Below are 16,975 nucleotides of genomic sequence, written 5' to 3' on the forward strand. Positions count from 1 at the left end.
AATACAGGGTTACTGGACGAACGCGCCGACCGTGAAGAACGGGTTGACCTTGCTGTTGTTGACGACCATCGCGTAGACGTTGCCGGCCGTCACGAGCCAGCCGGTGTCGCCCTTGCTGAAGATCGCCACGTTGCCGTTCGGGCCCTTCGCGTTGAAGTCCTGCGTGGCCGTGACCTTGATCTTGCCGGGCGTGGCCTGCGTATAGTCGAGCGCGAACTGCGAGCTCACCGACGACGTCTGCGGATCGATGAACGCCGCGGTACTGCCCTGGAACAGCGTGGACGTGTAGTTCGCGGCGAGCGTCGACACGGCGGTACCGTCGTTGCAGGTTCCGGCTTCCGTCAAGAAGGTGCCGTTGACGAAATTGCCGGGCAGGTCCGGGTGCGGCACGTTCGGATTGAAGCTCGGGCCCGCCGTCGGGAAGAAGGTCGTCGTGCCGGGCGACGTCACGATGCCGCATGCGGATGCGCTGGTTGCACCGATGTAACCGCCCTTCAGGGAATTCGCGGCAATCGCGGTGGTCGACGACAGCATCGAGATCCCGACTTCGGCATCGGCGACCGACGCGAGCAGATTGGCCGGATCGACATGCGTATAGCCGACCCGAATCACGACCGGTATCCGCACGCCGTTCAGCTTGCCGACGATCATGATGCCTTTGGCCTGACTCGACGCAAGGAGGAGCAGCGACGACCCCTGCCCCGCCATCGGATACGAGACCAAACCAAACGCGTTCGCCAGCCCGTTGCTCACGAACACGTTGTCGGCCGACCCGTCCGCATTCTTGCGCAGCGTCCAGGGGCTCCCGGTCGTCTGGCACGAGTAGTCGCTGCCTGGCGTGATCGTGCATGAACCGTTCGCATTGAGCGTCTGGTTCCAGTTGACGACGTCCGGTTCCCAGCCGATCGGGCCGGGCGCACTCTGCCCGCCCCCGCCGAGCGGTGACAGATGGATGCCTACCTCGTTGTAATTGCCCGCGACCTTCGAAAAGTCGGTTTCCGTTTCGATGAAGCCGATGAACGGATAGAAATCGAACGTGCGCGACGGCACGAGGCCGATGGGCAACGGAGCCCCGAGGTCGATACCCGCGAACGCGATCGTCGCCCCCGGAATCCCGCCGCCCACCACGCCATTGCCGACGAACAGCATCGGCGGGTCCGTGCGCTTGATCGTCACCGAATACGCGCCGTCGCTCGTCGCGCCGCTGTCGAGCACGAACGCGCAGCGATTCTGCTCGGCCGTCGGGAGATTGGTCGGATGATGGAATGCGCCGCTGATCGTCAGGCCCGCACGCGTGTTGTTGACTTGCCCCGCCGATGTCGGCACCGACGATTCGATGAACTGCATCTGATAGGTGAGCTTCGTCGTGTCGAACTTCACCTTCACGTATTCGCCGCTGCCGGCGCCGCCCGTATAGGTCGTCGAATAGTCGAGCGCGTCCGGACACAGCTTCGTCACCACCGGCGGCGTCGTTTCCGCGCCGCTCGGCCCGCATGCGCTGCCCGAGCACTGCGGCACGTTGATCGGCCCCGGATCGTCGCCGCCGCCGCAACCGGCGACGAACGGCAGCGCCAGCACTGCGCACGACAGGATCGCCTTCCGCCATTCAGGAATGCAAATCATCAACCCCTCCTTTTCAGGTACGACAAGTCTCGTCCGGACAGGCTGCTTGGCCCGCCGGTTGGTATCGCGCCGCCGCACGAACGCGCGGCGCATGATGGTGTTCGCCAGGTCACGCCCTGCAGCTCACGCAAATGCGACGAAAGCCGCTGCGGCAGGCAAGCGCTCTCCCGCAGCGCCGTCATGCGGCACGGCGCCGTCGGAACGATCGAAACGGAAAATGATTCGCCGCTACACGGCGATGCGACAACGCAGGCTGGCGACGGATGTCGCGCCGGCATTCAGTGAATTCAGTGAAAAATGGGGAAACGGCAGTCCGACTGGCCCCGCGGCTAGGCGTCTCATGAATGGTCTCCGTACGTACGCTTGATTCGTTATCGTGATGCGTCGTTTTTTGAGACTATGATCGGACCATTCAAACAAGTAAATGGATGCAGAGTTCCAAACGAATGAAACCGCGCGATCCTAGCGTTTACACGGTATTTGACAGATTTTCAAACAGCCTTCATTTTATTTGCTCAGACAAATACCCGGGCCGTGGAACACGCGTTTGAACGGCAACCGCCAAGCCGCGCCGAGCCAAGCCGGTCGGCCTTCAGCGGCCCGCGAGCATGTTGCGGCGCAACCTTACACGTCGATGATCGCGAGCGTGCCGTGGCTGCCGGGCAGCACCGCATGAAGCGTGCCGGCGAGCGCGAGATACATCTGCCCGGCCTCGACCACGACCGTTTCCGCCCCGACTTCGAGCATCAGCTTGCCGTCGAGCACCAGCAGCCCTTCGTTGTAGTCGTGCACTTCCGCTTCGTAAGGCTGCGCATCCATGCGCAACACCTTGATCCTGGCCGGCCCGACTTCGCCGACGATCGTGGATTTCCAGGCGACGGCCTGCCCGGCCGCCACGGATTTGAAATCGATCAAAGACATGCGCCCCGCTCCATTAAGCGTGAAAGGAACGCATTATCGCGAGCGCCGCGCATGGCGTCCCGGTACGGCGCGGCGGTGTTCCGGCAGCACAGTCGCGCGACCGTCGGCCCCACTGCCGAGCGAAACCACGATCGCCGGCCGATTCGCGTAAAAAGGCATTCATTGTTCGCACGAATCAAATAAAACGCCGCTTTGTCGAGCGAGACTCGTCCATTCCACGCCAATTCGGCACCGGCAACGCACGGCCTTTCCATCAGAATGCATTTCCATCTACCGATTGCTAATATGGCGGTCCCGCGATCCCGCACCACAATACCGTTCGACATGACGCCCGTCCGCCATGCCGTCCCCGGTCCCGGCCGCTTCGCAGCGGCGGCTGCGCCGGGCACGCGCGGCGCAGGCGGTCGTGCCGGCCGGCCGTGCCATCCGTGAGCATGCAACCGATCCTTTCCGTCTCCGACCTCTCCAAGACTTACGCGTCCGGCTTCCAGGCGCTGAAGCACGTGACCCTCGACATCCGCCCCGGCGAGATCTTCGCGCTGCTCGGGCCGAACGGCGCCGGCAAGACGACGCTGATCGGCTCGATCTGCGGCATCGTCACGCCGACCGCAGGCCGCGTGACGGTCGGCGGCCACGACATCCGCGATCACTACCGCGCGGCCCGCGAAATGATCGGCCTCGTGCCGCAGGAGCTGACGACCGACGCGTTCGAAACCGTCTGGGCGACCGTGTCGTTCAGCCGCGGCCTGTTCGGCAAGGCGCCCGATCCCGCACACATCGAAAAGACGCTGAAGGCGCTGTCGCTGTGGGACAAGCGCGACAACAAGCTGATGACGCTGTCGGGCGGCATGAAGCGCCGCGTGATGATCGCGAAGGCGCTGTCGCACGAGCCGCGCATCCTGTTCCTCGACGAGCCGACGGCCGGCGTCGACGTCGAGCTGCGCCGCGACATGTGGAAGCTCGTCGATTCGCTGCGCGAAAGCGGCGTGACGATCCTGCTGACCACGCACTACATCGAGGAAGCCGAAGAGATGGCCGACCGGATCGGCATCATCCTCGGCGGCGAGCTCGTTCTCGTCGAGGAAAAGCGCGAACTGATGCGCAAGCTCGGCAAGAAGCAGCTGACCGTGCAGCTCGAGCAGCCGCTCACGGACGTCCCGCCCGCGCTCGCGCCGTTCGGGCTCGAACGCGCGGACGACGGCGCCGCGCTCGTCTACACCTACGACTCGCAGCGCGACGACGCGAGCATCGCGAAGCTGATCAACGCGCTGGGCTCCGCCGGCATCGGGTTCCGCGACCTGCACACGACGCAGAGCTCGCTCGAAGACATTTTCGTCAGCCTGATCGACAACCGGCGCAACGGCGTACAAGGAGCCTGACGCACATGAATCTGCATGGAATCCGCGCGATCTACCGCGCAGAAATGGCCCGCACGCGCCGCACGCTGATGCAGAGCATCATCGCGCCGGTGATCTCGACGTCGCTGTATTTCGTCGTGTTCGGCTCCGCGATCGGCTCGCGCATCAGCGACGTGAACGGCATCGGCTACGGGTCGTTCATCGTGCCGGGCCTCGTGATGCTGTCGCTGCTGTCGCAGAGCATCTCGAACGCGTCGTTCGGCATCTACTTCCCGCGCTTCACGGGCACGATCTACGAGATCCTGTCCGCGCCCGTGTCGTACTGGGAAATCGTGATCGCCTACGTGGGCGCGGCCGCGTCGAAGTCGATACTGCTCGGCGTCATCATCCTCGCCACGGCCGGCCTGTTCGTGCCGCTGCACATCCTGCATCCGTTCTGGATGGTGCTGTTCCTCGTGCTCACCGCGGTCACGTTCAGCCTGTTCGGCTTCGTGATCGGCATCTGGGCCGACAGCTTCGAGAAGCTGCAACTCGTGCCGCTTTTGATCATCACGCCGCTCACGTTCCTCGGCGGCAGCTTCTATTCGGTCGACATGCTGCCGCCCGCGTGGCGCGTCATCACGCTGTTCAACCCGATCGTGTACCTGGTCAGCGGCTTCCGCTGGTCGTTCTACGGGATCGCCGACGTGCACGTGTGGATCAGCCTCGCGGCAACCGGGCTGTTCCTCGTGATCCTGCTCGCGATCGTCGCGTGGATGTTCCGCACCGGATACAAGCTGAAGAATTGACGCATCGCGCGCCGCCCGCCGATGACGCATTTGGGCAAGCAGGCGGCGCTTTTCCTCTGATGCGGCATTTTGTGGTCGCGTCTACTGAATACCGAAGCATCGGGGCCCTGGAGCATGCGCTGCGAGGCCCCTTTTCATTTCAGAGGACGCCATGCCCGCCGCCACCGCTCCCGCCTCCGCCGCCGCCCGGCTCGAACGCCTGCCGTTCTCCGGCTATCACAAGCGGATCTTCTTCATCATCGCCATCGCGTTCTTCTTCGATTCGGTCGACCTCGGCACGATGACGTTCGTGCTCGGCTCGATCCGCAAGGAGTTCGGTTTGTCGACGGCCGCCGCCGGCCTCGTCGCGAGCGCAAGCTTCTTCGGGATGGTGATCGGCGCGGCCGTCGCCGGCCTGCTCGCCGACCGCTTCGGCCGCCGGCCCGTGTTCCAGTGGAGCATGGTGCTGTGGGGCGCCGCGTCGTACCTGTGCTCGACCGCGCAGAGCGTCGACGCGCTGATCGTCTACCGCGTGCTGCTCGGGATCGGGATGGGGATGGAATTCCCGGTCGCGCAGACGCTGCTGTCCGAATTCGTGCCGACCGAGAAGCGCGGCCGCCTGATCGCGCTGATGGACGGCTTCTGGCCGCTGGGTTTCATCACGGCCGGCATCGTCGCGTACTTCGTGCTGCCGCAGTTCGGCTGGCGCACGGTGTTCGCGCTGCTCGCGATTCCCGCCGTGTTCGTGCTCGTCGTGCGCCGCATCGTGCCCGAATCGCCGCGCTGGCTCGAACACGCGGGCCGCCATGCGGAAGCCGACACGGTGATGCAGACGATCGAAGCGAAGGTGATGCGCTCGGCCGGCGTCACGACGCTGCCGCCACCGTCGCGGCTCGCCGAACCGGTGGCCGCGCGCGGCCGCGGCGCGCTGCGCGAAATCTGGAGCGGCGTGTACCGCCGCCGCACCGTGATGGTGTGGCTGCTGTGGTTCTTCGCGCTGCTCGGCTTCTACGGCCTCACGTCATGGCTCGGCGCGCTGTTGCAGCAGGCAGGCTTCGAGGTCACGAAATCGGTGTTCTACACGGTGCTGATCTCGCTCGGCGGCGTGCCGGGCTTCCTGTGCGCCGCGTGGCTCGTCGAGCGCTGGGGGCGCAAGCCGACCTGCATCGCGTCGCTGATCGGCGGCGGCGCGATGGCATACGCGTACGGCCAGAGCGCGCTGTACGGCGGCAGCACGACGCTGCTGATCGTCACCGGCCTCGCGATGCAGTTCTTCCTGTTCGGGATGTGGGCCGCGCTGTACACCTATACGCCCGAGCTGTACGGCACCGGCGCGCGCGCGACGGGCTCGGGCTTCGCGTCGGCGATCGGGCGGGTCGGCTCGCTGATCGGGCCGTATGTGGTCGGCGTGGTGCTGCCGGTGTTCGGCCAAGGCGGCGTGTTCACGCTCGGCGCGCTGTCGTTCATCGCGGCCGCGATCGCCGTGTGGACGCTCGGGATCGAAACGAAGGGCCTCGCGCTGGAACAACTCGCGGCAGGTGACGAAGCGGGCGGCAGCGGCCGGTATCCGGCGGCCGCTGCGGACAAGGTGTCCTGATCCCCGGATCGGCTGGCGGTTTTCGTTCGGGCCGGGAAGGCGCTCCGCGCCGCTCCCGGCCGTTGCGTGAACTGACAGGATTCACGCGCGGAGCGGCGCTGCTAGACTGCGTCGATGCACCGGTTCGCGCGGCCCCTTGTGCGGCGCGGCGATCGCGCAACGGTGCGCCCCCGCCCCCACTGCCCGCGCAAGGATCGCATCGATGGACCACGCTCGTATCGAAGAAATCCGCAGCGGCCTGTTTCGCGCCACGACCTACATCGACAGGCTGAGGCTCGGCTTCAGCCAGTTCTTCGTCCGTTCGCCGAACGGTGAAGTCGTCTGCATCGAAACGGGCACCCGTTCCAATTTTCCGCAACTGAGCACGAGCCTCGCGACGGTCGGCATCGCGCCGTCGATGGTGAGCAGCGTGATCGTCCCGCATTTCGAAGTCGACGAGATGGGCGCGCTGCCCGACTTCCTCGCCGCCAACCCGGCGCTCGTCGCGTACGCGCATCCGATCTGCACGCACGGGCTGGCCGATATCTTCGGCGTGCGCGCGAAGCCGCTGAAGGACGGCGAGTTGACGACGATTTCCGGCATCGACATCGTGCCGATCTTCACGAAACACGTCCATCAATGGGATGCGCTGGTCGTGTACCTGCCGGCCTGCAAGGCGCTGCTGTCGTCGGACATCCTGATGCGCTTCGGCGACGAAGAAACCGACGACCCGCTGCCGGCGATCCTCGATTCGATCAAACGTTCGGACTATCTGCCGTCGCTCGCGCACCTGGCGAGCGCGCTACGGCGTATCGAGGCGCTCGACCTCGACATCATCCTGCCGATGCACGGCCCGGCCATCACGCACGACATCCCGCGCGTGCTGGCCGGTGCGATCGCGCATTGCGAAGCGGCCGCCGCGTAACGCACGCAGGCGGCGACACAAGCGGTGGTATGACGGATGCTGGTCAGGCGCCGGTGACGACGAACTCTTCGGCCGCCTTGCGCTGGACCGCGGCCATCACCGCCAACTCGCGCTTGCTGCGCGTGTCGCCGGACACGACGCCCGTCGCGTGCTTCGCCTTCGCGCCCAGCGGGAAAAACACGAACGACGCGCCGGCCGGGGCCGCCGGCTCGGCGCGCAAGCGTTTGTTGAGAATCTTCAGGTATTTCTTCTTCGAGACTTCTTTAGCAGCCATGGCACCCTCCGCGTGAACGTGGTGAGTCAGCATACCAGCTTTGGAGACAAGGCCGGCCAGCGTGCCCGCCGCCCGCGCGACGGCGCTTTTTTTCGTGCCGATGTCGAATTCGCCGCACGTCGCGCGTCGTACCATCGCAAGCACCGGCCGGTTTTCACGCGACGCCGGCGCACATTCCACTTTCCCGACTCAGGAGCAACAACAATGCGCGTCATGGTAATCGTCAAGGCGACCGCCGATTCCGAAGCCGGCAAGATGCCCGACACCGAACTGCTGACCGCGATGGGCCAGTACAACGAAGCGCTCGTGAAAGCGGGCGTGATGCTCGCCGGCGAAGGACTGCACCCGAGTACCCGAGGCAAGCGCGTGCGTTTCGCCGGCAAGGACCGGACCGTGACCGACGGCCCGTTCGCCGAAACCAAGGAACTCATCGCCGGCTTCTGGCTGTGGCAGGTGAATTCGCTGGACGAAGCCGTCGAATGGGTGAAGCGCTGCCCGAACCCGATGCTCGGCGAATCGGAGATCGAGATCCGCCAGGTGTTTTCTCCCGAGGATTTCGGCGCTGAACTGACACCCGAGCTGCAGGAACAGGAAGCGCAATTGCGCGCGCAACTCGGCGACGGCCCAAAGAACCCGCCTGCAGGGAACTGACCGGCCATCACGTCAAACCGGGCCGCCCGACACGGCGGCCCGCCCGCAACACCGCATGTCGATCGACCGCCCGTCACGCGCAGCAACTGCTGCACCGCCGCACCCGATCTTTTTTGCGCCCGCCGTCGAATTCCCCGATCGCCGCCCGTCGTAGTGTCGTAAGCCCCGTTCGCCGACAGCCCGACGAACACCCCACTACCCGGATTCAAGGAGAGACGAAATGCGCGTCATGGTAATCGTCAAGGCGACCGCCGATTCCGAAGCCGATCGGATGCCCGACACCGAACTGCTGGCCGCGATGGGCCGCTTCAACGAAGAACTGGCGAGCGCCGGCATCCTGCTCGCCGCCGATGGATTGCGCGCGAGCAGCTACGGCAAGCGCGTGCACTTTTCCTGCAAGAACCGCACCGTCACCGACGGCCCGTTCGCCAAAACCACGGAGCTCGTCGCGGGCTACTGGCTGTGGCAGGTGAAATCGATCGAAGAAGCCGTCGAATGGGTCAAGCGCTGCCCGAATCCGATGCCCGGCGACTCCGACATCGAGATCCGCCCGCTGTTCGAGCTCGAGGATTTCGGCGAAGAATTCACGCCGGCGCTGCAGGAGCAGGAAACGCGCATCCAGGCGGAAATCGACGCCCGGCAGAAACCCTGACCGGCGAGCGCGGGCGATCGGCGCGACGGTGTCGTCGATGGGTTTTCTCGCCGCGAACGCGATCCGCCTGAAGGCGCAGAGCCGGGCCGGAGCGCGCAACTCGCGCGCGACGGCGGCCCGGCGCTGGAGCGCCAGGCGCGGGCGAGCGAGATCGTCAGGGACCAGCCGATCGAGGCGCTCGCCAACTCGCGCCATGCCGGCAACACCCGACATGCCTGTTGACTCGCCCTTGGCGAGTAACGTATCGTTTTGACACGTTACTCGCCAAAACCCGTCCGTCATGCATTCCCGTTTCGACCGTTTCCGCGCAACCACGCTCGGCGCCCAGCTCGAAGCGCTGATCGCGCAACCCGAGCGCTACATCGAATTCGCAGCGTTGTCGCGCGTCGGTGTCGCCGCGATCGGTGCGATCCAGCACGAAATCGCACGCAAATTCCCCGAAATCGAAGCCGACACGACGGCCCGCCAGTTCTGCGGCGCGATGGTCGCGGAGATCATGCGCCGCCACGGCCACGACGTCGTGCAGGCGCGCGGGCGCGTCGGCGGCGCGCTGTTCAGCTATGGCGCCGTGTTCAGCGCGTATCCGCAGCCGCTGCCGTTCGCGGACGTCGTCGCCGCGCTGGCCCGCATGCCCGACCGGCTCGCCGCGTATATCGCGCACGTGCCGGCCGCGCTGCGCACGCGCCGCCCGGCCGGCACCGGCTTCTCGCTCGTCGAGCATGCGTGCCACCTGCGCGATCTCGATACGGTGTTCGCCGAACGCATCGACGCCGTGCGCACGATCGAACTGCCCGTGATCGCGTCCGTCGACGGCACCGCGCTCGCCGCGCAACGTGACTACCTCGCCCAGCCGCTCGACCCCGCACTCGCGGGCTTCCGCACGGGGCGCGCCGCGCTGTGCGCAACGGCCGCCACGCTGCAGCCGCCGCAACTCGCGCGCTGCGGGCTGCGCGACGGCATCCGCCGCATGTCGCTCGACGAACTCGTGCGCGAGCTGCTCGATCACGACCGCACGCACGTGCTCGAACTCGACGAACTCGTCGCCGAACTCGCGTTGCCGCCCCTTCCTTCCGTGCCCGCCGAATGACCCAGCCCACGCCCGTCGTCTTCATTCACGGTTTCATCGGCACGTTCGACGTGCGCGAATGGAACGGTCCTTATCTCGCCCCCGACCTGCTCGGCTACGGCGCACATCGCGCGGCGCCGTTCGACACCATCACGCTCGCCGCGCAGGTCGAGCATGTCCGGTACGCGGTCGACGCGCACTTCGGCGCGCAGCCTGTCGATGTCGTCGGCCACTCGGTCGGCGGCGCGATCGCGATGCTGTTCGCCCATGCGCATCCGGAACGCGTGCGGCGGATCGTCAACGTCGAAGGCAACTTCACGCTCGACGATGCGTTCTGGTCGGCGTCGGTCGGCCGCATGACGCCTGGTGAGGCCGATGCGATGCTCGACGGCCTGCGCGCCGATCCGCACGGCTGGCTGCGCGGCGCAATCGACGATCCGTCGCCGCGCATGCTCGACGACGCCCGCCGCTGGCTCATGCACCAGCCCGCATCGACGCTGCGCGCAATGGGCCGCTCGGTCGTCGCGACGACCGGCGAGCCCGGCTACCTCGCCGCGCTCGCACAGGTGTTCGCGCGTCACGCGGTCCGGCTCGTCGCCGGCGAACGCTCGCGCGCGGGCTGGCATGTGCCGGGCTGGGCGCTCGCGCGCTGCGCCGGCTTCGACACGATAGAACGCTGTGGGCACCTGGTGCCGGCCGAGCGGCCCGATGCGTTTCGCGAGACGGTCGAGCGCTGGCTGGCAACCGGGCCGACCCGCGCCTGACAGCCCGTAGGGTTCGCCGAAATATGGCTGAAAGGCGCGGTTGCTAGAGTCGGCGGAACAGGGTTTTCCCGGCGCTCGCCGCCGGACGGGGTCGACACATGCGAGGATCGATGTACCTGGCACGCGCCTTCTGGCTGCTTCTGCTGCTGGCCATCTCGGGCCCTGCGCTCGCGTTCCATGCACGGATCGTCGCGATTCCCAGCGTCGCGATGCGCGAGACGCTGAAGGCGACCGTGGTGCTGCCCGACGACTACGCGCGCGGCAACAAGGCCGGCGAACGCTATCCGGTCGTGTATCTGCTGCACGGCTCGGGCGGCGACCACACCGACTGGACGACGAACACGCACATCGCGGCGCTGGCCGACCGCTATCGCGTGATCCTGGTGATGCCCGACGGCGGCCACGAAAGCTGGTACATCGACAGCCCGTTCGATTCAGGCAGCCGCTACGAAACCTTCGTCGGCGACGAAGTCGTGTCCTATGTCGACCTGCACTTCCGCACCATCGCGGCCCAGCGCGCCCGCGCGATCACCGGGCTCAGCATGGGCGGCTTCGGCGCACTGCGCATCGCGCTCGACCGGCCCGACACGTTCGGCGCGGTCGGCAGCATCAGCGGCGCGGTCGATCCGCGCTGCTGCGAGGACGAGCCGGGCATCGACCACGTGTTCGGCGACCCGGGCCGCCATCCGTCGTTCTGGAATCGCAACGTGATCGTCGAAAGCGCGCGCGCATTCGTGCGCGCCCATCTCGACCTGACGATCGATTGCGGCCGCGACGATGCGTTCGTCGGCTCGAACCGCACGCTGCACGAACGGCTCGTCGAACTCGGCGTGCCGCACGACTACGCGGAGCGGCCGGGCGGCCATACGTGGGATTACTGGGCGAATGCGATCCGCTACCAGATGCGGTTCTTCTCGGCATCGTTCCAGCACAGCGGCTACGCGTACCGTCCCGCGAATCCTGCGCCCGGCATGACGCGCGCGGGCTGACGCGCGCCGCCGCCGCGCGTCACGACGCGGCGGTCCCGGTGAACCCGGTGGTACGATGCGCTGGCACCGACCACCCGACACCTTCCATGCCGCGCGACAACTTTGCGGACCTGCTCGCCTTCATCGCCGTCGCGCGCGAGCGCAACTTCACGCGCGCGGCCGCCCGGCTCGGCGTCTCGCAATCCGCGCTCAGCCATACGATCCGCTCGCTCGAAACGCGCCTCGGCGTACGGCTGCTCACGCGCACGACGCGCAGCGTATCGCCGACCGAAGCCGGCGAGCGCGTGCTGCGCAACCTCGCGCCGCGCTTCGACGAAATAGAGGCCGAACTGTCGGCGCTCGCGGAACTGCGCGACAAGCCGGCCGGCACCGTGCGCATCAACGCGACCGATTATGTGATCCGCACGCTGCTGTGGCCGAAGCTGTCGCCGGTGCTGCGCGACTATCCCGACCTGAAGGTCGAGTTCGTAACCGACTACGGGCTGTCCGACATCGTCGCGGAGCGCTTCGACATCGGCGTCCGGCTCGGTGACCAGGTCGCGAAGGACATGATCGCCGTGCGCATCTCGCCCGACCTGAAGATGGCGATCGTCGGCGCGCCCGCCTATTTCGCGGAACGCGGGCGCCCCGCGTCGCCGCAGGATCTCGTCGCGCACGACTGCATCAACCTGCGCCTGCCGACGCACGGCGCGCTGTACGCGTGGGAACTCGCGCGCGGCGACGACACGCTGCAAGTGCGCGTCGAAGGGCAGGTCACGTTCAACGGCACGTACGAAATGCTCGACGCGGCGCTCGCGGGCTACGGGCTCGCGTACGTGCCCGCCGACCTTGCGGCGCCGCATGTCGCTGCCGGCCGCCTCGACAGCGTGCTCGACGACTGGTGCCCGACGTTTCCCGGCCATCACCTGTATTACGCGAGCCGGCGGCAGTCGTCGCGCGCGCTCGCGCTGATCGTCGACGCGCTGCGCTGCCCGTGAGCCGCGATTCATGAGCCAGATCGATAAGTGCATGCGAATGATCGGGGATTATCGATAAGCGCATCGATCGCTACCATCGTCGATGTCCCAACGTCACCCGGAGCCCTTGATGTCCGAACCGACTTCCGCCGCACGCAAGGCATTCGGCGCGATCGCGCCCGCCCTCGCCGACTACACCGACAACGTGCTGTTCGGCGACGTCTGGCAACGCGCCGGCCTGTCGCCGCGCGATCGCAGCCTCGTCACGGTCGCGAGCCTCGTGTCGCTGTATCGCGTGAACGAACTGCCGTTCCACCTGAAGAAAGCGCTCGACAACGGCCTCACGCGCGACGAGCTGATCGAAGCGATCACGCATCTCGCGTTCTACTCGGGCTGGCCGACCGCGAGCTCGGCGCTGCCGATCGCGCAGCGCGTCTTCGACGAAGCCGGCGTATAAGCGCCGCGCGCCTTCCCTCAACCGGCGGGCCTGCGCCCGCATGGAGCATTCACATGGATCACCGCTATCTCGGGCGCAGCGCGCTCAAGGTATCGCCGCTGTGCCTCGGTGCAATGATGTTCGGCGGCGAAACCGACGAAGCGACGTCGGCGCGCATCATCGACAAGGCGTTCGACCAGGGCGTCAATTTCATCGACACGGCCGACGTCTATCACGCCGGCCGCTCGGAATCGATCGTCGGCCGCGCGATCGCGCCGCGTCGCGACAGCTGGGTCGTCGCGACGAAGTTCGGCTATCCGGCGGGACCGGACGCCGGGCCGAACCGTCAGGGCCAGTCGCGCAAATGGATCTTCGAATCGGTCGACGCGAGCCTGAAGCGGCTCGGCACCGACTACATCGACATTCTCTATTTCCATCGCGCGTTGACCGACGCGCCGCTCGACGAAAGCGTGCGCGCGGTGGCCGACCTGATCCGGCAAGGCAAGGTGCGCTACTTCGGGCTGTCGAACTTCAAGGGCTGGCGCATCGCCGAGATCGTGCGGCTCGCGGATCAGCTCGGCATCGATCGTCCTGTCGCGAGCGAACCGCTGTACAACCTCGTCGATCGCTCGGCCGAGGTCGAACAGTTGCCGGCCGCCGCGCATTACGGGATCGGCGTCGTGCCGTACAGCCCGCTCGCGCGCGGCGTGCTGACCGGCAAATACGCGGTGGATGCGCAACCGCCCGCCGATTCGCGCGCGGGCCGCGGCGACCGGCGCATCCAGCAAACGGAATGGCGGCCCGAATCGTTGCACATCGCGCAGCAAGTCGCCGCGCACGCGGCCGCGCGCGGCACGACGTCGGTCGCATTCGCACTCGCGTGGGTCATGAAGAACCGCATCGTCAGCTCGACGATCGCGGGGCCGCGCACCGAAGCGCACTGGGACAGCTACATCGATGCGCTGACGCTCGAGCTCGGCCCCGACGACGAACGTTTCGTCGATTCGCTCGTGCCGCCCGGACACGCGTCGACGCACGGCTATACCGATCCCGGTTATCCGGTCGAAGGCCGCAAGGTCTGAAGCGTGGACGGATTGAACGACTGACATGCCGGGCAACGCGCCCGGCAAGATGAAGAAAGCGCGTCGCTCGACGCGCGAAACAATCGCTGCGGCGGAATCAGTTGCCGTGCGCCGATTCGGTGCTCACGATGCGGTCGAAGAATTCCTGCGCACGCGCCAGCTCGTCGAGCGCGCGATCGAGACGCGACATCGCGCGTGCGTATTCGGCCGACGATACATCGTCGTCGCCTTCGCCGCGCACGGCGCGAAAGGCCTGATCGACGTTGCGCGTCGCTTCGACGAAGCGCTGTGCGGCCCGGGCTTCCCGCGAACAGATGTGGGTCGACATCGACACTCCTCCCTCAGGATTGCAGTGTGAAGCAAGCCGACGCTCAGTGTGCGTGGTGCGCATGTCGGCGGCGTGAACCACGCCCCATCGATCGTCGACGCATCGGCCGCCGCGCAGCGCGCTTCATGCCGATTGTCCCTCTGCGCCCGCCGATCCGCTACGGCGAGATTGCAACAAATTCTTGCGCGCGATGCGCGCCCGCTGCCGTCACGCGCGCCCGATGCGCCGATGCGCGAGGCCGGCGAATGCGGCTGCCTCGCCCGGCGACAGATCGAACAAATCGCCCGTGAGATCGCGCTGATGCTCGACCGCCGGCCGGCTGCGCAATCGCGCGCCATGCGCGGGCGCGACGTAGGCGGCCGCGGTTTCGATCGGCGGCACGTCGACGTCGAACAGATCGCGCGTGACGCCACGCACGGCATCCGTCGGCGAACGGCCGCGCAACCGCGCGACGAGTTCGACGAAACGATCGAAATCGCCCGCGCGCGTCGCCTTGTTCACTTCCGCGAGATCGCGCGCCTTCAGCACGCACGGCTGCGCGAGCCGCACGAAATACGGCGCCTCGAGCTCGACCGACAGCGCGAGCGGATAACTCTTGCCCGTTTGTTCCTTCGCACGACCGACGCAATCGACCACGGCCGCGCCCTGTGCGGCGCCAAGCGGTTTGCCCGTGCTCACGCTGCGCAGGTGGTCGGGAAACACGCGCAGCTGCGTGCCGACCGTCAGCGCGGTGGATGACGCGCACACGAGCGCGTAGTGCTGCTCGCGGCGCCGGCCCGACGGCAGCGTCGAGCGGCTCGCGATGAACGTGTGCGGCGGAAGCGGCCGCACCTGCCCGCTCGCATCGACCCACGCATTCCACAACAGCGCGTCCTTGCGCTCGCCCGCGCGCGGCCGCGACGCGACCGGCGAAAACAGCGCGAGCAGCGAGCCCGTGCGATGCGCGGCGACTTGCGCACTGCTGCCGAGCGGCTGGTTGATGCCCCACAGAAAACGCCCGCCCCCGAGCCGGCGCTCCCATTCCTTGCGGAGCACGACGGTCGGCAGTTCCTCGCCGGACTCGGTACCGATCTTGGTCCAGCAGAACGTGGGTGGGAGGTGTTTCAGTGTCATCAACTTTCTCGGGATACAGCTTCGCTGGTGACAGCAAGCCCATTCAACAGCCGTAACTGTATAGGTATAATGCATCGCATGGAAGCCCCGGACCAAGATTTTCCCGTACAAGACCTGTTGCGCCGCCTGATGGCAGATACACGCTCGTCCAGCGAAATAGCGCGACTTTCCGGGGTCAGCCAGCCAACCGTGTCGCGCCTTCGGCTGTCGAACGGGCATCGACTGCGTCGCAGCGCGCCATTCAATAAGCTATGCAGTTTCTATGGCGTCGATACCGAACCGTCGCGCCGCCGTTATAACGATCTGCTGCGCGACGCGATCGTCGACGCGTGGGACGGCTCCGACGAGCACGGGCGCGCGCTGCTGGTGGTGATTCAGGGGTTGAAGGGGCTGCAGGCGAAGGCCGACGACGGGTAACGGTTGCGGGCGGTGCGGTGCCTGCGCGGTGCGACGGTGGGGATCGGGAGGAAAGAAAGGGTTTTCGTGAAATTGCGCGGGGCTGCGCGACGCCCCTGAAGAAACGCCCGGTCGCAGCCAGGACGCCGATCAGCCGACACGAAAGCAGATGCCGTCGGCCTGCGACCACGCTCCACTCGGCACACGGTTGAAACCAACCAGAGCCCGCTTTGCGAGGCGCCTGCTATTCGCTTTCCAGCAACTTGTTCAGCATGCGCTTGGGGTCCATCAGAAAGGTACGCATGACCTGATAGTGCTCGGTCTCTTCGTATGCCACTTGCGACACACCGGCCGCGTCGAACTGAAATATCGATGCGTCGGGATAGGCCATCAGGATCGGCGAATGTGTCGCGATGAAAAATTGCGAATCATCCATGGCGAGATCGTGGATTCTGGCAAGGGCGGCGAGTTGCCGCTGCGGCGACAGGGCCGCCTCGGGCTCATCAAGCAAATAAAGTCCTTTGCCGCCGAACCGGTTCATCAACAGGGACATGAACGACTCGCCATGAGATTGCTCATGCAGCGAGTGACCGCCGTACGAATCGATGACCGGAGGCCCGAATGACGGCTCTGCATCGAGATGCTCGATCTCCGTGGCTACGTTGAAGAAGCTCTCTGCCCGCAGGAAGAATCCATCCCTGGGACGTCTCACGCCCTTGGCTATCCGCAGATAGCTCGCAAGATTCGAATGCGAGGCCCGTGTACCGAAGTTGAAGTTCTTTGTCCCGCCCTCCGGATTAAAGCCCATCGACACTGCGATTGCTTCAAGCAGCGTTGATTTGCCCGAGCCATTCTCACCGACGAAGAACGTCACCTTCGGGTGCGGCGTCAGGAAATCGAGCGACCGGACCGCGGCCAATGAAAACGGATAGCGATCGAAGGATTCGACCTTCTCTCGCTGGAGGGAAATGCGGCTGATGTACTGGGTAGAAATCATCGCGGCGGCTCTTGGGCGGTTTCACCTCATTTTAGAGCGGACGATACGGCACGAAAGGCGGGCCTGAAGATGCGATTGCGTGTCGCCGGGCTTCGACGATC

At 66.2% G+C, this 16,975-nt stretch carries 19 protein-coding genes; 13 read left to right on the top strand and 6 right to left on the bottom strand.

The features are described from left to right. Positions 1–9 precede the first annotated feature (9 nt). Positions 10–1,623, bottom strand: coding sequence for a DUF2957 domain-containing protein (locus tag BBJ41_RS25635; protein ID WP_069749043.1), 1,614 nt, complete (start codon positions 1,621–1,623; stop codon positions 10–12). A gap of 624 nt (positions 1,624–2,247) precedes the next feature. Further along, a complete protein-coding gene (locus tag BBJ41_RS25640; RefSeq protein ID WP_069749044.1) occupies positions 2,248–2,544 on the bottom strand; it encodes a cupin domain-containing protein in 297 nt (98 codons plus the stop codon). A 434-nt stretch (positions 2,545–2,978) separates the two neighbouring features. Here BBJ41_RS25640 and BBJ41_RS25645 point away from each other — a divergent pair, with 434 nt between their 5' ends. The 4 genes from BBJ41_RS25645 to BBJ41_RS25660 all read left to right on the top strand — a co-directional run bounded on the left by BBJ41_RS25645 (position 2,979) and on the right by BBJ41_RS25660 (position 7,170). After that, positions 2,979–3,923 (top strand): ABC transporter ATP-binding protein, encoded by a 945-nt coding sequence (locus tag BBJ41_RS25645; RefSeq protein WP_069749045.1) that lies wholly within the window; start codon positions 2,979–2,981, stop codon positions 3,921–3,923. Between the two features lie 5 nt (positions 3,924–3,928). Next, entirely contained in the window at positions 3,929–4,690 is a 762-nt protein-coding gene (locus tag BBJ41_RS25650; protein WP_069749046.1) for an ABC transporter permease, read from the top strand. A 151-nt stretch (positions 4,691–4,841) separates the two neighbouring features. Next, complete coding sequence (locus tag BBJ41_RS25655; protein WP_069749047.1) at positions 4,842–6,266, top strand: MFS transporter; 1,425 nt, start codon at positions 4,842–4,844, stop codon at positions 6,264–6,266. A 202-nt stretch (positions 6,267–6,468) separates the two neighbouring features. Continuing rightward, on the top strand, positions 6,469–7,170 hold the full coding sequence (locus BBJ41_RS25660; RefSeq protein WP_069749048.1) for an oxygen-binding di-iron domain-containing protein: 702 nt from the start codon (positions 6,469–6,471) through the stop codon (positions 7,168–7,170). A 43-nt stretch (positions 7,171–7,213) separates the two neighbouring features. Here BBJ41_RS25660 and BBJ41_RS25665 read toward each other — a convergent pair whose 3' ends face one another. Next, positions 7,214–7,444, bottom strand: coding sequence for a hypothetical protein (locus BBJ41_RS25665; protein WP_069750374.1), 231 nt, complete (start codon positions 7,442–7,444; stop codon positions 7,214–7,216). Positions 7,445–7,648: 204 nt separating this feature from the next. On the opposite strand from BBJ41_RS25665, the gene BBJ41_RS25670 reads away from it, so the two are divergent. The 8 genes from BBJ41_RS25670 (at position 7,649) to BBJ41_RS25705 (ending at position 14,040) form a co-directional block, all read left to right on the top strand. Then, complete coding sequence (locus BBJ41_RS25670) at positions 7,649–8,095, top strand: YciI family protein (RefSeq protein ID WP_069749049.1); 447 nt, start codon at positions 7,649–7,651, stop codon at positions 8,093–8,095. A 220-nt stretch (positions 8,096–8,315) separates the two neighbouring features. Further along, complete coding sequence (locus BBJ41_RS25675) at positions 8,316–8,747, top strand: YciI family protein (protein WP_069749050.1); 432 nt, start codon at positions 8,316–8,318, stop codon at positions 8,745–8,747. Positions 8,748–9,027: 280 nt separating this feature from the next. Beyond that, positions 9,028–9,834 (top strand): DinB family protein, encoded by an 807-nt coding sequence (locus tag BBJ41_RS25680; protein ID WP_069749051.1) that lies wholly within the window; start codon positions 9,028–9,030, stop codon positions 9,832–9,834. Beyond that, on the top strand, positions 9,831–10,577 hold the full coding sequence (locus tag BBJ41_RS25685) for an alpha/beta fold hydrolase (protein ID WP_069749052.1): 747 nt from the start codon (positions 9,831–9,833) through the stop codon (positions 10,575–10,577). The genes BBJ41_RS25680 and BBJ41_RS25685 overlap by 4 nt, the downstream gene beginning before the upstream one ends. 110 nt (positions 10,578–10,687) lie before the next feature. Continuing rightward, positions 10,688–11,566 (top strand): alpha/beta hydrolase, encoded by an 879-nt coding sequence (locus BBJ41_RS25690; RefSeq protein WP_175972645.1) that lies wholly within the window; start codon positions 10,688–10,690, stop codon positions 11,564–11,566. Positions 11,567–11,652: 86 nt separating this feature from the next. Further along, entirely contained in the window at positions 11,653–12,543 is an 891-nt protein-coding gene (locus tag BBJ41_RS25695) for a LysR family transcriptional regulator (RefSeq protein ID WP_069749054.1), read from the top strand. Between the two features lie 109 nt (positions 12,544–12,652). Beyond that, positions 12,653–12,979, top strand: a complete 327-nt coding sequence (locus BBJ41_RS25700) for a carboxymuconolactone decarboxylase family protein (protein ID WP_069749055.1) — start codon at positions 12,653–12,655, stop codon at positions 12,977–12,979. Positions 12,980–13,032: 53 nt separating this feature from the next. Continuing rightward, the gene (locus BBJ41_RS25705; RefSeq protein ID WP_069749056.1) at positions 13,033–14,040 is read left to right on the top strand and encodes an aldo/keto reductase; all 1,008 of its coding nucleotides are present in this window, start codon (positions 13,033–13,035) and stop codon (positions 14,038–14,040) included. A 97-nt stretch (positions 14,041–14,137) separates the two neighbouring features. Here BBJ41_RS25705 and BBJ41_RS25710 read toward each other — a convergent pair whose 3' ends face one another. Further along, complete coding sequence (locus BBJ41_RS25710) at positions 14,138–14,368, bottom strand: hypothetical protein (RefSeq protein WP_069749057.1); 231 nt, start codon at positions 14,366–14,368, stop codon at positions 14,138–14,140. Positions 14,369–14,575: 207 nt separating this feature from the next. After that, complete coding sequence (locus tag BBJ41_RS25715; RefSeq protein WP_069749058.1) at positions 14,576–15,481, bottom strand: hypothetical protein; 906 nt, start codon at positions 15,479–15,481, stop codon at positions 14,576–14,578. Between the two features lie 78 nt (positions 15,482–15,559). On the opposite strand from BBJ41_RS25715, the gene BBJ41_RS25720 reads away from it, so the two are divergent. Further along, the gene (locus BBJ41_RS25720; RefSeq protein ID WP_069617470.1) at positions 15,560–15,898 is read left to right on the top strand and encodes a helix-turn-helix domain-containing protein; all 339 of its coding nucleotides are present in this window, start codon (positions 15,560–15,562) and stop codon (positions 15,896–15,898) included. Positions 15,899–16,121: 223 nt separating this feature from the next. Here BBJ41_RS25720 and BBJ41_RS25725 read toward each other — a convergent pair whose 3' ends face one another. After that, positions 16,122–16,874, bottom strand: coding sequence for an AAA family ATPase (locus BBJ41_RS25725; RefSeq protein ID WP_069749059.1), 753 nt, complete (start codon positions 16,872–16,874; stop codon positions 16,122–16,124). Between the last annotated feature and the right edge of the window lie 101 nt (positions 16,875–16,975).

Origin of the sequence: Burkholderia stabilis (genome assembly GCF_001742165.1) — a bacterium.
GTDB lineage: Bacteria > Pseudomonadota > Gammaproteobacteria > Burkholderiales > Burkholderiaceae > Burkholderia > Burkholderia stabilis.